This is a genomic window from Weissella hellenica (assembly GCF_005405545.1).
Taxonomy (GTDB): Bacteria; Bacillota; Bacilli; order Lactobacillales; family Lactobacillaceae; genus Weissella; species Weissella hellenica.
This window is the reverse complement of sequence record NZ_BJEG01000017.1, coordinates 18,289-37,654: the sequence shown is the minus strand read 5'-3', so window position 1 is coordinate 37,654 and position 19,366 is coordinate 18,289. Positions and strand designations below refer to the sequence as shown.

The window sequence follows — 19,366 nt, the reverse complement described above, 5'->3', positions numbered from 1 at the left end:
AAATGTTGTTGGCGTTGCATGAATTAGTGATGGAAAAATTGGTGCACAACCAAGACCAATGATTAATAATCCAATTAATGCGGTAATTTGGAACGGTATAAACAATAATATTGTACCGAATAGAGCACCAATCATCCCAAAACGAATTAGTTGTTTGTCATTAAAGTAATCAGCGACAAAACCTGACGCTAAGCGGCCAATGGTAATACCAATATAAAATAATAATGCAAACATTGCTGCAATATCAACACTAATATGACGCGACGAAACAAAAAAAGTACTTGCCCATAATCCGCTGGTTTGCTCAACAGCGGCATATGCAATAAAAGTCAATAGTGCTGGTATGACTCCTGTGGTTTTACGTATGGAATGGTTCGTTGAAGTTGTTATGGCTTCTGCTAAATCGTCTGTTGTCGAGGGTTCTTGTTGTTTATGTGCTACTTTACGCCACTGCGGAAAACTTATTACGATAATGATCGTGATGATAAGCTGAATAATTCCGATTATTTTGTAACCTAACTGCCAATTATGTTGATTGGTCAATGCAAATCCCATGATATATGGACTCATTGAAGCACCGATTCCCCAAAAAGCATGTAACCAACTCATATGTTTAGACGCATAATGAATCGCAACATAGTTATTTAACGTTGCATCGATCGCACCGGCACCTAAACCGTATGGCAATGCTAATAACCAAATTATTGTAAACGAATTGGTTAGAGAAAAACCAATTAAAGCAACTGCGGTTAACAGAGCACTGATTGCTGTAATTGTGCTAGTTCGAAACTTTCTAATTAAAACACCAGATGCAAGACTAGAGATGACGGTACCAACTGAAATCGTCATGGTAATAATGCCGGCATATGAAACCGGCACATTTAAACTTTCGTGCATAACTGGCCAGGCCGATCCAATCAATGAATCGGGTAATCCTAAACTGATAAAAGTGATGTATATGACTGGTAGAAGTATTGAAACCATTAATCCCCCCTTTTGTATGTTTATTTAAGTGTTGCGACACTTTCACGTTCAACTAATTTAGCAGGCACGTAAATGATTTTCTGTTGTTTATCAATATTATTTTTGATAAACAAGTTCATAGCAATACGGCCAATTTCAGTAAAATTTTGTTGAATGGTCGTTAGCCCTGGTCGACTAATCTCGGTTAATTGCATACCATCAATCGTGGTAATTGAAAGCTCTTTTGGAACAATTTTATTAGCATCGTGCATAGCATTAATAAGTCCGATACCAACAAGATCAGCTGTAGCTATCGCTGCAGTAAACGGCAATGCATTGATGTCATACCCTTCTGTGACACTACGATACCCTGTTTCATAACTGTGGTCTTCACCATAGAAAAATGTATTTTCGGCTGTCAATTGGTGTTGTTTCATTGACTTGATAAAATTGCGACGACGGCCACTCGAAATATTTGTCGTCAATTTTGTATCTCCAATTAATGCAATATTAGTATGCCCTTTTTTTATTAAATAATCTACTAACGTGTCCATCATTGTAAACTCGTTTGATGTAACTGCAGAGATACGGTCATTCAAAATAGTGGTTAGTGAGATAACTGTAATGTTTTCGGCTGCTAATTGATCCATTAACCATTCAGGAATATCAAGTGATAACAAAAATACTGCCCCCACCTGTCGAGTTAATAATGTGTTAAAAACTTGTGTTTGATGTTCCTCATCGTCATCAATATATGTAATTAGTAATTCGTAGCCCGATGACATGGTCGCTTCATATAACCCTTTAATAACTTCATCACCAAAAGTTGTGTGAATTAAAGGCACAACTACCCCTACAGCCCGACTTGTTTTACTAGCTAAGTCTGCTGCGCTTTGATTTTTAAAGTAACCCATTTCTTGGGCAAGTTGTCTTACCCGTTTTGCAGTAGTTTCACTGTAGCGACCACGATTAGTGAGAATTCTTGATACAGAAGCAACTGATAAATTTGCTGCCCGTGCGACATCTTTTAGTGTAACTGCCATATGTAACCCCTATATTAAATAATGTTATTGGTATTATTATACACTGACTTTACTAGAAAAGTCGTTAATGAGGTTAGCGATTTATAAAGAAAATGCGCAGTTGACATTTTTATTGCAAACGCTTACAATAAATTGCGTAAACGTTTGCAATAAACGTTTGGAGATTTGATGGATTTTTAGAATATGAGGGGATTTTCGAATGGATAATCAAACTAAAGATGTAAATGTGTCACAAAGCACTGTGGCACAGTCTGTTAAACATCGGTTACCTGACCTATCAAAATTACAAATGTTTATGATGACATTTGGCTACTTTGGAACTCAGATTGCCTTTTCAATGCAGACTGGAAGTATGGGTCGTATTTTTCAAACAATTGGTGCAGATCCGAATAATTTGGGATTCTTTTTCATCCTACCACCTTTGGCAGGAATGATTATGCAACCACTAGTTGGATACTTTTCTGATAAGACTTGGTTACCAAAATTTGGTCGTCGTATGCCTTATCTAATTGGTGGTACATTAGTATCATTTATTGTCATGTTACTATTGCCTAATGCTGGTTCATTTGGATTTGGATTTGGATCAGCTGCAGCCCTTTGGTTTGGTGCTGTGACAGTATTGTTTATGGATTTAGCATCAAACGTTTCTCAACAACCATTCAAGATGATTATTCCTGATATGGCTAACGAGAAGCAATCAAATTCATTGTGGTCAATGCAAAATGTTTGGGGAAGTTTAGGTAGTTTGGTTGCCTTTGTATTCCCATTTATCTTAACTGTTTCAGGTGTTGCAAATACTGCGCCACGTGGTGAAGTACCAATGTCTGTTAAAATTTCATTCTATGCTTCAGCAATTATTTTGGCATTATCAGCTATCTTTACAATTAAAAATGTTAAAGAATACACTCCTGAAGAAATGGCTAAATACCATAACATTTCTAAGGAAGAACAAAATGAAAAAGCATCAATTATGAATGTTTTACGTAGTGCACCAAAGGTATTTTGGTTACTAGGTATTGTTGAATTCTTCGTTTGGTTTGCTATTCCATATATGTGGACCTACTCTACTGGTGCTTTGGCTGAAAATATTTGGCACGTAACTGATCCTGCTTCAGCAGGGTATCAAGAAGCTGGTAATTGGTTTGGAATTGTGCAAGCCGTTTATTCAGTTGTCGCTATTATTGTTGGCCTATTCTTTGCACGACTTACTAAAAAGACACGTCGTCCTGCATATACAGTTAGTTTGATTTTAGGTGGAATCGGATTTTTGATGATTGCATTTGGCACAACTAAGTTGTCTTCAATCGTTGCCTTTGCCTTGTTTGGAATTGCTTGGATTGCTTTAATTACAATTCCATTTACAATTTTGACAAATGCATTGGATGGTAAGCATGATGGTATTGTCCTAGGATTGTTTAACTGCTTTATTTGTATCCCTCAAATTGTGGCATCTTCAGTTAGTTTCTTGATTTTGCCAGCACTTGGTGGTTCAATGGCTAAAATGTTTATTATTGCCGCTATTGCCTTCTTTATTGGTGGTTTGGCAATTTGGCTTGTTCGTGATGATGTTTAACCAATGTTACGTTATATAGTATAAAAATAGTTTATTAATACAGTGATTTTATAGGAGGTCGTAATGACAGAAGAAAACATTAAGTGGTGGCAAAAAGCAGTTGTATATCAAATCTACCCTCGCTCATTCCAAGATACCAATAATGACGGTATCGGTGATTTAAAGGGTGTTGAACAACATTTGGATTATGTTAAAAAGTTAGGTGCTGATGTTATCTGGTTGAACCCAGTTTATAATTCACCTAATAAAGATAATGGTTATGATATTTCTGATTATCAAAGCATTAACCCTGAATTTGGTGATATGGCACAATTTGATCACCTACTTGCAGGGGCACATGATCGTGGTCTAAAAATTGTGATGGATTTGGTAGTTAACCACTCTTCTGACCAACATCAATGGTTTATTGAAAGTCGTTCAAGTAAAGATAGTGACAAGCGTGACTTCTATATTTGGCGTGATCCAGTTGATGGTCATGAACCAAATAATTGGGGTTCATTCTTCTCAGGTTCAGCCTGGAAGTTCGATGAAGCAACAGGTCAATACTACTTACACCTATTTGCTGAAGGACAGCCTGATTTAAATTGGGAAAACCCAAAGTTGCGTGATACAATTTGGGACATGATGAATTGGTGGGTTGATAAAGGAATTGACGGTTTCCGTATGGACGTTATCTCTTTGATTTCTAAGCCAGATGGTTACCCTGATGGAAAAGGTCCTGAAGGCGATGTATACGGTAATTCAAATCATGCTGTTGCTAATGGCCCTCGTGTTCACCAATATCTGCAAGAAATGCGTGATAAGGTGTTGAATAATGCTGATATGATGACAGTTGGTGAAGCATCTGGTGTTGATATTGAAAATGCTAAGCAATATGCTATTAGTGATGGATCAGAATTAAACATGGTTTTCCAATTTGAGCATGTTGAATTAGATGGTAATCCAAATGATGCCTTAGGTAAGTGGTACGATCAACGCGTTTCGTTGCCTAAGCTAAAGGAAAACCTAAGTAAGTGGCAATATGAATTAGATGGTAAAGCATGGAATTCTCTATATTGGAATAATCACGATCAACCACGTGCAGTTAGCCGTTATGGAAGTGACAAGCCTGAATTCCGTGTTGTATCAGCTAAAATGGCAGCTACCCTCCTACATTTCATGCAAGGAACACCTTATATTTATCAAGGTGAAGAAATTGGTATGACAAATGCTTACAACTTAGGTTGGGATGATTTTAATGATATTGAAATCTTGAATGCTCGTGAGTACCTAGTTAATAAGGAACATTTGATTGATGATGATACCTTGCTACGTTACGTTCACTACAAGGGTCGTGATAATGCACGTACCCCAATGCAATGGAATGATGGTAAGAATGCAGGCTTTACTGATGCTACACCTTGGTTGAAGATGAATAACAACTTCGATACAATCAATGTTGAAGCTGCGTTAGCCGATGAAGATTCAGTGTTCTACTACTACCAAAAGTTGATTCAATTGCGTCATGAACTACCAATTATCACAACGGGTCATTACGAATTGCTGGATCCAGAAGATGCTGAGGTTTACGCTTATAAGCGTGTTGGTGATGACGAAGAATTATTAGTTATTAATAACTTTACAGAAAATGAACAAATACGTGAGTACGATGTCCCTGAAAATGCTGAAGTATTAATCAGTAATTACAAGGATGATCAAGGTTCGACTTTGCGTCCATTTGAAGCAAAAGTTTACCGTTATACAAAATAAATAATAGTGTTTAAAAAAGAGAAGCAGCACATGACAGAATGTCGTGTGCTGCTTCTCTCTTTTTATTGTAGAACTATATTAATAAAGCCATGCGGCAATTGCATATAGAATAATGATGTGTGCTGGATAGAAAATGTAGAAGAAATACTTCATACCACGTCCTTTTGCCCCACTATACAAAGCGATTGGAATAATCGCAAATATCATCATCCATTGTGTCAATCCCATTAAACCATAAATAACAGCAACAACAGCTATGCTCAATAATTGTGCCCAACGGACATTACGGAAAATATATAATACAGGAATTAGTAGTACCATAAATCCATTTTCAGCGAGTAAAATTGCTGGATTTAGCGCAAGTAAAATCTGCATAAACAACATTTGACTAGTTGAACCAGTTGCTGACATAAGCGGTAGCATAATAACAGATAATAAAAATGGTACTAAGAATAGTAAAATACCAAGTGCGATATGTTTACCCTTCTGCCCGTGCTTAACTTTTTCAAATTGATCCACACCAGCCATAAAAATTGTTCCAATGAATAAATCACGGAAAATATTATTAATTAGTTGTACTTGTTCGAAGCCAATAATCTGTTGCGTTAGATTCATTAAAATCGCCATCACAACCATACTGATGTATAAGCGAATCATGTAGCCCTTTTTACTGTGTGTGTACGAAAATCCAATGACAGTTGTAAAAAAGAACAGGGTTGCGACTGGACGACCAAACCAATCTAGCCAATTAGGTACACCTAATGGCGCAAATGTTTAATGAAAATGATCCACGACCATTAAAATTAAACCAATAACTTTGATATCAAAGGTTGTTAATTGTAACAAATGCCCTTTTTGCGTTTGTGTTGACATAAAAAATCTCCTATTCGAATATCATTTAAAATAATTATTTTGGATCAATGCTTATCACAAATGATATTATACAAAAAATAACATAAAAAAAGCTACCCTTTTTTCAAAAGATAGCTTTTTATTCTAGTCAATTTTACGATTTTTCACGTTTGATATAGAGTATCTATAAATTAATTATTTGCGGTAAACTGGCTTTTTAATGAATACCCAGATTAGTAATGAAATAACCAACATTACAAGATAAACGTTAAATACGACGGATAGATTTCCACCAGCTAATGAAAGAATAACAGCACCAGCTAAACTTCCAAATCCAAATCCTTGATAAATCAAAGAATAATTTTGACTGTGATTCTTTAGACCAAAGTAATCACCAGCCATTGTTGGATAAACCGTAATCGTTCCACCAAAGAAGAAACCAACTGCCATCATCGCTGCATAGAATACAGGAACGCTCAAATGACTACTAAATGCTAATGTTGCGACCGCAATAAATGTGACGACATATGAAAGAATAAACATTGGCTTACGACCGAATTTATCAGATAATGAGCCAATTACGAAACGCCCAACAGTATTAGCAATTGCAACCAATGCAACAATATTAGTTGCTTGTACGATGTCTAAGCCAGCTAAGTTAGTTCCCAAGTTAGCTGCGATTCCAGTTAGGTAAACTGACAAAGAAATTGTTAACAAGGCAATAAATAACAGGTAAGCTTGTGGCGTACGAAGCATTTCACGTGTTGTGAATTCGTGATGTGTTGGATCATCAACAGCGTTATCTGATGCAACATCAGGTGCATCATGAATAAGCATTGCACCACCAACAATTAATAGCATTGACAACACACCCCAACCAATTAAGGCATAAGGTAAGTTTTTGACAAGGTCATTTCCTAAAATAGCTGAATCAATATATTTAAAAATAAATGAACCCAAACCATAGAAAGCAACTGAAATACCTGAAATGACACCTGTTTTTTCAGGGAACCACTTAATGGCATTTGAAAGAGTTGCCATATAAGCAATTCCATCAGCAGCCCCTAGCATAACACCGACAGAAGCATAATATAACCATAATTGATCTGCTGAATTAACTCTTGATGCAATGATCGTTGCTAATCCAAATACAATTCCTGCTGCAATCGTAACCTTACGAACACCAAATTTTTTAACTAAAGTACCCACAAAAATTGTTGATAATGATAGGGATAATGCTCCGATTGAAAAAATAAGCGAAATTGAACCTAGATGAGGTTGAACGGCAGCAGGATTACCCGTTTTAACATCAATAACTAGTTGATCAAACATTTGTAATATTGGGGTATTAAAAATACTCCACGCATAAAAAGTTCCCACACCCAATTGCACAAGAATAGTACCAAAGATGACTAGCCAACGATTAACAACTTTTGGCTGCCCCTTTGATGACGGCACTGTAGTTTGCATAATAAAAAAATCTCCTAAACCCATAAAATAATTGCACACGCTAATGTGTAAGAGTTTACGTATACTAATATAGTGCCATATTTGGGATTTGTCTATAAAAAAAGGGTAAAAAAGTGGAATTTTAATATTATTGTAAAATAATATACATAATATGCGGGCTCCTGAAAAAATTTTTAACCTTCTAATTTATGATTAATCTTTTGTAGTTTGGTTTCAATCGTATTTGTATGACCTGGACGAATATCAGCATTTAAAGAAACATAAGCACGAATACCTTTATTAGTTAATGTTTCAATCGCTTTTTGAACTGTACTCATCACATCAGTCCATTCACCTTCAATTTCTGTTCCCATAGCTGTTGTTTTATAAGTTAAACCAGAGGTTTCAATAACGCCAATGATTTCATCAACATAACTGCTTAATTCATCACCAACACCAAATGGGGCAATTGCAACTGAAATTAATGTATTCATTTAAATTTTCTCCTTTTTTATAATTAACGTATTTTTATTATATCATTCATCGCATCATTTAATGTTGAGCAGTATGTTCCCAAAATGATAATTCAAACTGATACGAAGTTAAATAAGTATTTAAATAATGTTTTTGGTCACTGATTGATACTTTTTGCCAATCAGGTATCTGAGAATCAATAACTTCCCAACTCCATTGTGTAAAAGCCTGGTATGCTGAGCTCGTATAGTACTCTAACCAAGGTAAATAAGTATTATGAGCAATTGCGTTTAAATAGCGTTTACCAATGAGGTGATATGATTCAGTACATGGCAATAGTGCTAACATTGCATTAGTTGCGTCACCAGTCATAATTTCTGTTTTCATATGGTTTAAATAAGCTAAGTTATGATCATCTGGTGGGATATTAAGTATATTTGGACTAGCTAGTAAAGCATCATGTGCTACGGTTTCATCTAAAGTTTGCGGTTGATTATTTTGCTGTTTTGTCGTTAATTTGGTAAACGTCAAATCAAATAAATGGCTAAATTCATCTGTATAATAACTATCTTGTGCAACATAATAGTCACGTTGTTGCTGTGATAAATTATCAAAACCGATGCCCTTTACGAATGCTGATTGATAAATATCATTTAATATTGGTTCGGCTTGTTTTAATAAATAATTGTGAAAATTCATTAGTCACGCTCCATGGTTATTTCGACCCAATGATTTAATGGTCCGTGACCATGGCCAACATTAATTGTTTGCCGAATGGCTTCATAAGTAAACTTTTTAGCTTGTGGCATAATCATTTTAAGATCATAACCTTTAGCTAAATTGGCTGTAATAAAGGCTGATAAGGTATCACCCGTGCCATGTGTGCGGTTAGTATCAACACCGGGCATGACGAACCATTTAAAAGATCCGTCTTCGTATAAAATATAATCAGCATAGTTGTTTTCAGAATTACTACGATGCCCACCTTTAATTAAGACGTTCCTAACGCCCATTTTTTGAATTTTTTTAGCAGCTTGTTGAACATCATTATCGGTTTTGATGGTTTGATTAACTAGTACTTGTGCTTCAGGTAAATTTGGTGTGATTAAGTATGCTTGGGGAATTAACTCGTTGATCATTGTCAAGATGGCCTCATCACTTAATAAATGAGCCCCACCTTTAGCCACCATAACAGGATCAATTACTAGTTTCCCGAGTTCATATTGCTGCCATTCTTTAGCAACAATATGAACTCGTTTTGCATCTAATAATGCCCCTGTTTTTGCAGCTTTGATGTTTAGATCATTAGCAATACTTTTAAACTGTTCACTGATAAAAGATGTTGGAATTGCATATTGGTCCTGGACACCATATGTGTTTTGGGCAGTTAAGCCAACAACAATCGTTGCGGCATATACCTGTTGATTATGAAAAGTTTTTAAATCAGCATTAATGCCGGCACCGCCGTAATAACTTGTGGTACTTCTAACATGATTTCCTCCAAAATATGACAAAAAAAACACAGCTACCAGGAAATCTCTGGTCTCTGTGTTTTAAATCGCATTTTACCATTACTTTCCTTCGTTAGCACTAACTAAACAGGTTCAAAGGGTCCGATAATAAATCGTCTCAGCAAAAAGCTCCCCTAGTAAATTATTTAACTATTATCTATAGTATGACATGGGTTTTAATGTGGGTCAATGTTAATTATAAGTTATTCGTTAGCGCTAGTATTTCTGCAATTAAAAGACGCATACCTGTATCATAATTGTCTAAGTTAAATGATTCGTTAGCTTGGTGAGCTAGCGAAGGTTCAGATGTTGGGATAATACCAAATCCGACGCCATTGGGCATTAAACGGCCAAATGAAGCCCCACCATTAACACCTTGCGTTGGTAATTCACCTGTAATTGATTGGTATGCTTGTGCTAATAAGGTAACCAATTTATTATCTTGACCAACATAATGCGGTGTTAAGCCTGCCGGATCACGTGTTATTTTAGATAACCATGGTTCATGATGTAATATTTGTTCAATGGTTTTGGTTTCATCAAAGGCTAATGAATAACGGAAATTTAGATTAATATGGCCGATTTTTGTTGAAACGAAATCTGTAATGCCGATATTTTGACTAGTTTTACCTAATTTCGGTTCTGCTTTACCATATCCTGATTTTTCACCAAATGGATCTTCATGTAAAGTCTGGCCAATAAATTGCAAAAACTTAGCTGCATTGCCACTAAAATCAAAGTTGTTTAAAAAATGAGCTAAAAAGGTGGCAGCATTTTTACCAGTTTCAGGTCGAGCAGCATGAGTAGCAATACCTTGTAAGTTAAGTGTTACAAAATCATCTACAACACTAATATCACCTGATAAGTTGGACTCTTTAAGATAGTGGTTATACAGTGGTTGTAAAGTTGCAACATCAATACCTGCAACTGTTGCAGTTGCAAAACCAGGTAGTACATTGGTTGTAGTACCACTATGGAAATTTAAAAGTTGTACCGGATTATCATCACTATTTGAAGAATCAAAGAATAAATCTAACTGACTAATACCTTTTTCACCATATGATAAATTAGCTGAACCATCAGGAGAAAATCCGTAATGTAATGGCCCCTCTTCTGAAAAATATTGGTGCATATCAGCCCATTCACTTTCTTCATCGGTACCAATGATAAACCAAATTTGATGTTTCAATGGTATTTTTGCATCTTGAATAGCTTTAATTGCATAATACGTTAACATAACTGCTGATTTCATATCATCAGCACCGCGTGCATATATATGGTTATCAGTTTTAACCGTTGGTGTAAATGGTTCAGTTTGCCATTGATCATGATCATTAACGGGAACCACATCAACATGGACGATGACACCAATTGGTTGTGTGTCATTGTCTGGACCAATATAGATAAAACCAGCTCTGTTTCCTACAGTACCGATATTTTTAAAGCCATCACGCTCAGCAATAGACATCATGAAATCTAGGGCAGCCTTTGGTCCTGGACCATAAGGTGCATCTATAGAAGATAGCACATCATCACGAACAGATGGAATTGTTAGTAAATTTTTTAAGTCTTTTAACCAGTCTTCATAGTAAGGTTGCGTTTGTATTGTATTCATTATGAGAATCCTCCCCAAAATATTTAATGATGTTATCATCATACTAGCAATAAATGTAAAAATATGCAATATATGTTAGATAAAAAGATTAAATAAGGTTAAATATGCATAAAAGTGTATATTATATCTTATGTTGTATAAAAAAAGGTTGCTCATGACAGAGCAACCACGGAGTAATCAATGTAAATTACGTAATGATAAACATAATGATTGGAATAACGACTAACATTAATAAAGTTGTTTGGGTGATAGTAATAGAAGCAAATTTATAGTCAGCATTATAATGTAACGCCATGATAGCAGCGTTAGTCATCGCAGGCATCGCTGCTTGTACAATGAATACTTGTTTTAGTAAGACAGGCAAATCAAAAGGAATCATAATCAAGGCCATTGTTAGGGGTGCTAAAACAAATCGACTTAAAGATAAGGTGATTGTTTCTAGATTAGGTAACAAGTCTTGACGAGGTGTTTTGGCAATTGCAAAACCAATAAAGATAAGCGCTAATGGGACATTAGTGTCACCTAATTCAGTTAAATCTGTAACCAAGAAAGCTGGTAATTTAATGTTTAAGAATACAAATGCTAATGAAACGACTAGCGCAACCATTGGTGGATTGAAGATACCTGATAAAGTCTCACGCCAATTAAAGTGTTTGTTATGATTACCATCGATAGAAATCATATAAACACCAATAGTCCAAAAAATAGTCGTATTCGCCATATAATAAATTAAAATATATGGCAGACTTTTTGTACCGAATAAGGCCATATTTACCGGTAAGCCGACTGTAATTGTATTGGAGTTAAACAATAATGACTGAAATAATCCTTTATGTTTGGGATCTACGTGGATTAACTTGACAATAAAAAACGATAAGACTAGTAATAACAGCATACTAGCAATGGGAAAAAATAAATTGCCCCCCATTGCTATCAATGTTTTAGGTGTAAAGTCTTTTGGAATGTGTACAATCAGGTACGCAGGCATTGCAACTTTGGTAATGAAACCAGACAAAAAGTTGCTGATGCGCCCGTCATCATCGTTAAATATGCCCCCTTTGACCAAAAAAAAGCCCAGAGCAACTAAACCTAAAATCATTAAAACACCGGTAATACTACTAACTAATGCGTCCATTAGATTATTGATACCTTCTTTCCTAACAATATAAATTTAAAAAAAGATGGTTATAAGCCAACTTTATATTAATGATTAATTGAAATTATGACTTTGTTCAGCTATCTTAAGTACTTTTAGCACAGGATTAAATATAGGATTATCAATACCTTCAATAAGTTCTTGATGATATAAAACACCTGCTAATGCACCAACTAATGGCATAATGCGTTTAGGCTCACCAGGTAAAGATTTAGCCAATGATAATGCCTCTTTAAAGTTATCACTATTAAGAATAACCCAAATTGCTGCTTCTAAGGTATCTACTACATAGCCTGATGTCCGCAATGAATTTGGCGCAACACTTTTTAAATCAGGTTTATTTAATCCTTGAAACGCGGATAAGTGTTCTACAAAAATTTTGTGTTGTGCATAATACTCATAAGAACTGCTAACTGCCAAATCAACAGCTTCTACGGGTGTAATATTTTGTAATAAGTTATTAATGATTAAGGCATAAATACCACTAGCAATCAATGATTGGGGATGATTATGCGTTAACCCAGTAACTTGATGCAAAACTAACATAGCTGGATCATGCAAAATAAAATCTTCACCATACTTGGCGCGAAGGTATAAAATTACGGGTGTAATATGCATTAAAGCCCCGTTGCCATTATCAGCTATGTCACGACCGCCTGAATTAAATGGATCTTTGGTATGTGCATATTTATTTAAGGCGAAAAATGTTGTTTCGCCAACTTTTTTGGGTCGTTTATTCGGATTAGTATATTCACCAGATTGATACCAGTCTAAATATCGATCCATCAAATCGGTTAAACTGTAACCATGTGACAAGCTGCTAATTGTTGCTAATGTCAACGCAGAGTCGCCACTCCAAGATGTGTCATGACCATCAACTTGTTGTGCCATCAAATCACCAGTAACTAAACCAAGTGTACTATTATTTAGGGGATTATACGGTAAAACCATGTAACGTGCCATCCTTTCAAGATTTTTATTGTAACACTCATGTAAACTATTGGCAAATAACCTATGAATACACTATAATTGTTTGTGAATGAAAAAAGGAGTAAATTATGACAGAATCCATACAAAACCAAGAGTTTGATAACTTTTCTTTGATCTTATTGCGCGATTATTTGTTACCTGAATTATTACAAAATGATGAATCTGAAATTATTTATTGGGCTGGTAAATCACTGGCAATGAAACTTAAATTAATTAGTACTGCTGACATACAACGTTTCTTTTTCTCAGCTGGTTTTGGTAATCTAACGAAAATCAATCAAAAATCAATTGAACAAACTTGGGTATTAGATGGACCTGTTATCGAAGAACGTTTAGAAAATAATCTGGATGCGAGTTTCTCATTGGAAACAGGATTTTTAGCACAACAAATACAACAATTAAGTGAATGCGGCACTGAAGCAGAATGGTCAAAAACGAAGACAAGCGTTACAATTCGTGTCGTTACTGAAATGCCAGTAACCTTACCTGAATAATTTGGAGGCTATAAAAAAGCACCGGGTTAATATTAGGGCTTGAAATGCCCGGTATTAATCCGGTGTTTTTTTGTTTTACTATAATTAGTTAATTAAATGAGCCCGTAAATTTGTAAATAGGGAAACCTTTAGCTGAGAATTTTTCTTCATATTCAGTTTCGACATTATTGGCCATTAAATCGGCATCTTCATGTAAATTTAATGAAATACCAGTGGGATCAAATTTAATACCATAATTTGCAAATGAATATAATGAATACTCAAAAAGGCCACGATTATCCGTTTTAAATTCAATTTCACCACCTGCTGGTAAGACAGCTTGATAGCTCTTTAGGAAGCTTTTATAAGTTAAACGACGAGTTTCATGACGAGTTTTAGGCCATGGATCAGAAAAATTAAGGAATAGTTTGCTTATTTCGCCTTTAGCAAAATAAGTATCTACACCAGCCCCATCGCCATAAATGAATTTCAAGTTTGGTAATGATGTTTCATCTTCATCAGCTTTTCGAGCTGCAACAGCGATGGCAGCTTCTTGAATTTCCATACCAATAAAATTAATTTCAGGATACTTTTTAGCCATACCAATAATAAATTGGCCTTTTCCAGTTCCAATTTCAATTTGTAAAGGTTGTTTTTTTGCAAACAAGTCTTGCCAATTATCTTTGAGGGCAACAGCATGCTCTTGATCAATGACAAGATCGGTATGGTTTTCTAACCAAGGTTGAGCCCATTTTTTATTTCGTAAACGCACGAGTGTGTCTCCTTTGTGTGTTTCTAGTGATTTTTTGTTCCGTATACCAGAATACCAAAATGCACCCTAATAGGACAAGACTTAAAATGTTTTGTATTAACAAATTAACGTTAAAACTGGTTAGAAATACAACAAGTAACCAGATAATTAGTGTTACCACAATCCAAGGCAAGATAGCAAACTGGAATGCTTTCAGTCTTTTTTTATATGTAATTGGATATAAAAAATTAAAGACTACGTGTTGATGAACTTCGTAGAGTGGCATTAATTGAAGGACTAGTAAGTACAGTAAAATCATCAATAGAATAGTTTGTAACCATCCAGTTGTAAACCAGGCAGCACCAACGCCAATCAGTGTTAGTCGTAGCCATAACTTCGTATAAAAGCTGTAACAAAAAGCTTTGTTAATGGTAATTCTTTTTTTTCTGGCCAGTACTTAATCAGCAGGTTGGCCCATTTTTGACGTTTAACCTTTGGTGTAATACCCGGGACATCAATAAATAAATTATAAAATGATAACACAACAAATTGATGGTTTTCTTCAGCAGAAATCAAACGGCGCCAATTAATTAATCTAGAATTATTTTGATTTTCAAATCGGATGTTTCGTCGCACAATACCGTACGTTAATAGAATTTTTAAAAAAATCAACAAAAATGTCAAGTAGATCAATATTAAAATTGAATGCGTGAATAATCTAAAAAGCATTGGCCAAAGGATTAAAATAAGTCCCCCTTCTACAACACCATTAATAAGCATACTGTAATAAGTGGCTTGTTTGACCATGTGTCTAAAAGATTTTTCATCACCTAAAAGTGCTGTTGCATCAGCAGGCTTTGTAAAATTAGCAGGTTCTTTAAAAATTATCAGAGTTAATAAAATAATGAAGATTAATATTGTTTGTGTCCATAAATTAATGACAGCTGTTTGCCATAATGATTGATAAGCTAGACCAGCTGCACCAAGCAAGAAAAATAATGCCAATACGGCATGATCATTAAAGACATAGCGGAGATATTTAAAATATATTTGCCAACGGTTATTGAAACGGTACTTGAATAAATGAGTTAGTTTCATAATGTCTAGCCCTCACCTACAGTTAGTTCTGGTACGAGGGATGTAAAATCTACCATTTTCCCTTGTGCAGCGACCTGACCATCTTTCAAATAAACAAATTGATCAGCATGTTTTTCAATTGTATGTAGAACGTGAGTTGTTAGTAAGAATGCCACACCCTGTTTTTTGCGTTCATCAATTAGAGTAAGTAAATCATTGACAGCGATGACATCAAGCCCCAAAAAAGGTTCATCAATAATGAATAGTTTTGCATCAGTAATAAAAGCCATAACAATCATTACCTTTTGGCGCATACCTTTTGAAAAATGTGTTGGAAACCAGTTTAATTTATCCTCTAAACGAAATATTTTCAGAAGTTTATCGGCTTGTTCCCAAGCAATTTTTTCATCAAGATGATAAGTTGCCATGGTTAATGATAAATGTTCTTTAAGGGTTAATTCCTCATAAACAACGGGTTGTTCAGGAATGTAGGCAATTTGTGCCTTGTAGGCAATTGGTTGTTGTGTCAATAAGCAATCGTTTAATGTAATGGTCCCCTGTTTAGGATTTAATAATCCAATAATATGATTAATGGTCGTTGACTTTCCAGACCCGTTAAGCCCAACTAGCGCAGTTAGAGTACCATTAGGTACAGTGAAACTAATATCTCTTAAGACAGTTAATTGGCCATAGCCACCTGATAAATTGTTAACTTTTAAACTCATAATAATTACCTGTATTTCTTATCGTTTACTCTATTTTAACAAAAAATAACCATATATTTATACCAGACAGAAACTCTAATTAAATGTATAATGAAGTTAATTAGAGGAGGAATATAAATATGTCAGATATATTTGATAAAATTATTGATGGTAGCATACCCTCATACAAAGTATATGAAGATGATAATGTACTAGCATTCCTAGATTTAACTCAAGCAACACCTGGACATACATTAGTTGTTCCTAAAAAGCATGTTGCTGATATTTTTGAATATGATGATGAATTGGCAGCGCAAGTTTTGGGTGTTTTACCAAAAATTGCGCAAGCTATTAAGGCTAGTGATAAGCACATCGTGGGATTAAATATTATCAATAACAATGGTGAGTACGCTGGTCAGTCAGTATTTCATTCGCACTTCCATTTGTTACCCCGTTATGAAGATGATGGTTTTGATATCCCTGTATTAGATCATACAGATGATATGACAGAACAAATTTATCAAGCACGTGCGCAAAAAATTGCTGATCAATTTAAAAAGGATTAATTATGTTTGAAAGAGCAAAGAATCGTTTTCATAATGTGAAAGATGCCATTCAATCTGAAAAAGATGCTGTTGATAATCTCAAAAAATCAATTGCAGATATTCAAGATTCGATGGCTAATATCAATAAACTAGTTGATGACTTACAAATTCAAGTTAATAAATTAAATTTTAAAAATAAACCACATTTAGATAGAATCAGTGAAGCACAAGAACATATTCAAAAAACATTAGAAAATTTTCCAAAAAAGAAAAAGTAACGCATCAATTAGAAGTATTGTTATTAGTAAAAAGACGCCATTCTTATCAGACGATTGTCTGATAAGAACAGCGAACTCACTAATAACAATACTTTTTTATTTACCAATCTGTAATTTTAATTCCATAACTGTATCACGTAAATTAGCAGCATCTTCAAAGTCAAGACGTTTAGCAGCAGCACGCATTTGATCCTCTAAATTGGCCAGCATCGCTTCTTGGTCATCTCGAGCCATATCCTTAAAGGCAACTTCAGTAAAGCTCCCCTCGTTGTCATCTTTATTATCTACACCATGACTAATTGCAATTAAATCACGAATATCTTTTTTGATGGTGTGGGGCACAATGTTATGATCTGCATTATATTGCATTTGAATATGGCGACGACGAGCTGTTTCGTCCATCGCTGCTTTCATAGAGGCTGTGACAGTATCTGCATACATAATGACGTGTCCATTTTCGTTTCGAGCAGCACGACCGATTGTCTGAATTAATGAACGTGTATTACGTAAAAATCCTTCCTTATCGGCATCAAGAATTGCGATTAATGATACCTCAGGAACGTCAATTCCTTCACGCAACAAATTAATACCAATTAGTACATCAAATTTACCAATTCGTAAATCACGAATAATTTCTGTCCGTTCTAATGTTTTGATATCTGAATGTAGATATTTAACTTTAATACCAACATCCTCTAAATAATCGGTCAAATCTTCAGCCATTTTTTTAGTTAATGTTGTTATGAAAACACGTTCTTGCCGGTCAACACGTTGATTAATTTCACCAATTAGATTGTCAATTTGCCCCATTACTGGACGAACCTCGATGTCAGGATCTAATAATCCGGTTGGTCGAATGATTTGTTGCGCAACATTGTCTGCCACAACACGTTCATTTTCATAATCACCAGGAGTTGCAGACATGTAAATAATTTGATTGACATGTTTTTCAAATTCTTCTAAACGTAAAGGCCGGTTATCTAATGCTGATGGTAGACGGAATCCATAATTAATCAAAGTTTCCTTTCGCGCCCGATCCCCCTTGTACATACCACGTACTTGAGGCATTGTTACGTGCGATTCATCTACAATAATAATGAAATCATCAGGGAAAAAATCTAGTAGCGTGAACGGTGGTTCACCAGGTTCGCGTCCATCCATATGACGTGAATAATTTTCAATACCAGTTGTAAAGCCCATTTCACGAATCATTTCAATATCGTATTCAGTACGTTGTTTTAGACGTTGTGCCTCAAGTAACTTACCCTCAGCTTCAAGATGTTTTAATTGATCATCTAGTTCAGCTTGTATAGTTTTTAGCGCACGTGCACGAATATCTTCGTTAGTCATAAAGTGCGTTGCCGGAAAAATTGTTGCTAAATCTAATTCAGCTGTCACTTCCCCTGTTAATGAATCGATTTCTCTAATGCGATCAACTTCGTCACCAAAGAATTCAATACGTAAAGCTTTAGCATCAGAAGAAGCTGGGAATACTTCTAATACATCACCTCGTGCCCGAAAACGACCACGTTGAAAATCAATATCGTTACGCTGAAATTGAATATCAATTAACCGATGCATTAAATCATTTCTTTCTAATATGTCACCTACTCTTACGTTGATTACGTGGTCGTGGTATTGTTCTGGACTACCCAATCCAAAAATAGATGATACTGATGCAACCACAATGGTGTCATTGCGGGCCAATAGAGATGCTGTTGCTGAATTACGTAACTTATCAATTTCATCATTAATTGAAGAATCCTTTTCAATATATGTATCAGATGAAGGCACATAAGCTTCAGGCTGATAATAGTCATAATATGAAACGAAATATTCAACCGCATTGTTTGGAAAGAATTCTTTGAACTCACCATATAATTGGCCTGCTAAAGTTTTATTGTGTGATAAAACTAATACAGGTTTATTTGCTTGGGCAATAACATTGGAAATAGTAAACGTTTTTCCTGTTCCGGTAGCACCAAGCAAAATTTGTTCTTTTATCCCGTTACTTAAACCATTAATCAATTTTGTAATCGCCTTAGGTTGATCACCAGTAGGCTGATACTTAGATTTTAACTCATATTTATTATCTTCATGACGAGTGATCATTAAGTCTATCCTCCCTTAAAATAAAAAGAGCAGCTGAGGCGGTAAATAGTG

18 protein-coding genes, 1 pseudogene and 1 riboswitch are annotated in these 19,366 nt (G+C 35.1%); of the genes and pseudogenes, 5 read left to right on the top strand and 14 right to left on the bottom strand.

Features of this window, described 5'->3' with window-relative positions; genetic code table 11:
• Positions 1–984: MFS transporter (locus FFM61_RS08245; RefSeq protein ID WP_137604626.1), on the bottom strand; the 984-nt coding region annotated here is incomplete at its 3' end.
• Positions 985–1,004: 20 nt separating this feature from the next.
• Positions 1,005–2,006, bottom strand: coding sequence for a LacI family DNA-binding transcriptional regulator (locus FFM61_RS08240; RefSeq protein WP_074426994.1), 1,002 nt, complete (start codon positions 2,004–2,006; stop codon positions 1,005–1,007).
• A gap of 199 nt (positions 2,007–2,205) precedes the next feature.
• Here FFM61_RS08240 and FFM61_RS08235 point away from each other — a divergent pair, with 199 nt between their 5' ends.
• Both FFM61_RS08235 and FFM61_RS08230 read left to right on the top strand, forming a co-directional pair.
• Complete coding sequence (locus FFM61_RS08235) at positions 2,206–3,579, top strand: SLC45 family MFS transporter (protein WP_074426993.1); 1,374 nt, start codon at positions 2,206–2,208, stop codon at positions 3,577–3,579.
• 63 nt (positions 3,580–3,642) lie between these two features.
• Positions 3,643–5,328: a glycoside hydrolase family 13 protein gene (locus tag FFM61_RS08230; RefSeq protein ID WP_074426992.1), complete on the top strand. Its 1,686-nt coding sequence runs from the start codon at positions 3,643–3,645 to the stop codon at positions 5,326–5,328.
• Positions 5,329–5,406: 78 nt separating this feature from the next.
• Here the strand turns inward: FFM61_RS08230 and FFM61_RS08225 are convergent, their stop codons facing one another.
• The 8 genes from FFM61_RS08225 to FFM61_RS08190 all read right to left on the bottom strand — a co-directional run bounded on the left by FFM61_RS08225 (position 5,407) and on the right by FFM61_RS08190 (position 13,336).
• A complete protein-coding gene (locus FFM61_RS08225) occupies positions 5,407–5,985 on the bottom strand; it encodes a TraX family protein (protein WP_306452591.1) in 579 nt (192 codons plus the stop codon).
• Positions 5,986–6,375: 390 nt separating this feature from the next.
• Positions 6,376–7,650: an OFA family MFS transporter gene (locus FFM61_RS08220; RefSeq protein WP_074426991.1), complete on the bottom strand. Its 1,275-nt coding sequence runs from the start codon at positions 7,648–7,650 to the stop codon at positions 6,376–6,378.
• A gap of 173 nt (positions 7,651–7,823) precedes the next feature.
• The gene (locus FFM61_RS08215) at positions 7,824–8,123 is read right to left on the bottom strand and encodes an MTH1187 family thiamine-binding protein (protein ID WP_074426990.1); all 300 of its coding nucleotides are present in this window, start codon (positions 8,121–8,123) and stop codon (positions 7,824–7,826) included.
• Between the two features lie 58 nt (positions 8,124–8,181).
• Positions 8,182–8,802, bottom strand: a complete 621-nt coding sequence (locus FFM61_RS08210; RefSeq protein WP_074426989.1) for a TenA family protein — start codon at positions 8,800–8,802, stop codon at positions 8,182–8,184.
• Positions 8,802–9,617 (bottom strand): bifunctional hydroxymethylpyrimidine kinase/phosphomethylpyrimidine kinase, encoded by an 816-nt coding sequence (gene thiD, locus FFM61_RS08205; RefSeq protein ID WP_074427028.1) that lies wholly within the window; start codon positions 9,615–9,617, stop codon positions 8,802–8,804. Before thiD ends, FFM61_RS08210 begins: the two co-directional genes overlap by 1 nt.
• Before the next feature lie 45 nt (positions 9,618–9,662).
• A riboswitch (TPP riboswitch) is annotated at positions 9,663–9,760 on the bottom strand.
• 50 nt (positions 9,761–9,810) lie between these two features.
• Complete coding sequence (locus tag FFM61_RS08200; protein WP_074426988.1) at positions 9,811–11,229, bottom strand: Sapep family Mn(2+)-dependent dipeptidase; 1,419 nt, start codon at positions 11,227–11,229, stop codon at positions 9,811–9,813.
• Between the two features lie 187 nt (positions 11,230–11,416).
• A complete protein-coding gene (locus FFM61_RS08195; RefSeq protein ID WP_074426987.1) occupies positions 11,417–12,364 on the bottom strand; it encodes an AEC family transporter in 948 nt (315 codons plus the stop codon).
• Between the two features lie 75 nt (positions 12,365–12,439).
• On the bottom strand, positions 12,440–13,336 hold the full coding sequence (locus tag FFM61_RS08190; RefSeq protein WP_074426986.1) for an ADP-ribosylglycohydrolase family protein: 897 nt from the start codon (positions 13,334–13,336) through the stop codon (positions 12,440–12,442).
• 107 nt (positions 13,337–13,443) lie between these two features.
• Here FFM61_RS08190 and FFM61_RS08185 point away from each other — a divergent pair, with 107 nt between their 5' ends.
• Positions 13,444–13,869: a DUF2507 domain-containing protein gene (locus FFM61_RS08185; RefSeq protein WP_074426985.1), complete on the top strand. Its 426-nt coding sequence runs from the start codon at positions 13,444–13,446 to the stop codon at positions 13,867–13,869.
• An 88-nt stretch (positions 13,870–13,957) separates the two neighbouring features.
• Here FFM61_RS08185 and trmB read toward each other — a convergent pair whose 3' ends face one another.
• The 3 genes and pseudogenes from trmB to FFM61_RS08170 form a co-directional block, all read right to left on the bottom strand.
• A complete protein-coding gene (gene trmB / locus FFM61_RS08180) occupies positions 13,958–14,620 on the bottom strand; it encodes a tRNA (guanosine(46)-N7)-methyltransferase TrmB (protein WP_074426984.1) in 663 nt (220 codons plus the stop codon).
• Positions 14,604–15,697, bottom strand: a pseudogene (locus tag FFM61_RS08175) (ABC transporter permease). The gene trmB and the pseudogene FFM61_RS08175 overlap by 17 nt, the downstream one beginning before the upstream one ends.
• Before the next feature lie 5 nt (positions 15,698–15,702).
• The gene (locus FFM61_RS08170) at positions 15,703–16,401 is read right to left on the bottom strand and encodes an ABC transporter ATP-binding protein (RefSeq protein WP_074426982.1); all 699 of its coding nucleotides are present in this window, start codon (positions 16,399–16,401) and stop codon (positions 15,703–15,705) included.
• 119 nt (positions 16,402–16,520) lie between these two features.
• Between FFM61_RS08170 and FFM61_RS08165 the strand changes: the two genes are divergently transcribed.
• Together FFM61_RS08165 and FFM61_RS08160 are read left to right on the top strand one after the other, a co-directional pair.
• Complete coding sequence (locus FFM61_RS08165) at positions 16,521–16,946, top strand: HIT family protein (RefSeq protein WP_074426981.1); 426 nt, start codon at positions 16,521–16,523, stop codon at positions 16,944–16,946.
• A 2-nt stretch (positions 16,947–16,948) separates the two neighbouring features.
• Positions 16,949–17,203, top strand: coding sequence for a hypothetical protein (locus FFM61_RS08160; protein ID WP_083194421.1), 255 nt, complete (start codon positions 16,949–16,951; stop codon positions 17,201–17,203).
• A gap of 96 nt (positions 17,204–17,299) precedes the next feature.
• Here the strand turns inward: FFM61_RS08160 and uvrB are convergent, their stop codons facing one another.
• On the bottom strand, positions 17,300–19,315 hold the full coding sequence (uvrB, locus tag FFM61_RS08155; RefSeq protein WP_074426980.1) for an excinuclease ABC subunit UvrB: 2,016 nt from the start codon (positions 19,313–19,315) through the stop codon (positions 17,300–17,302).
• Between the last annotated feature and the right edge of the window lie 51 nt (positions 19,316–19,366).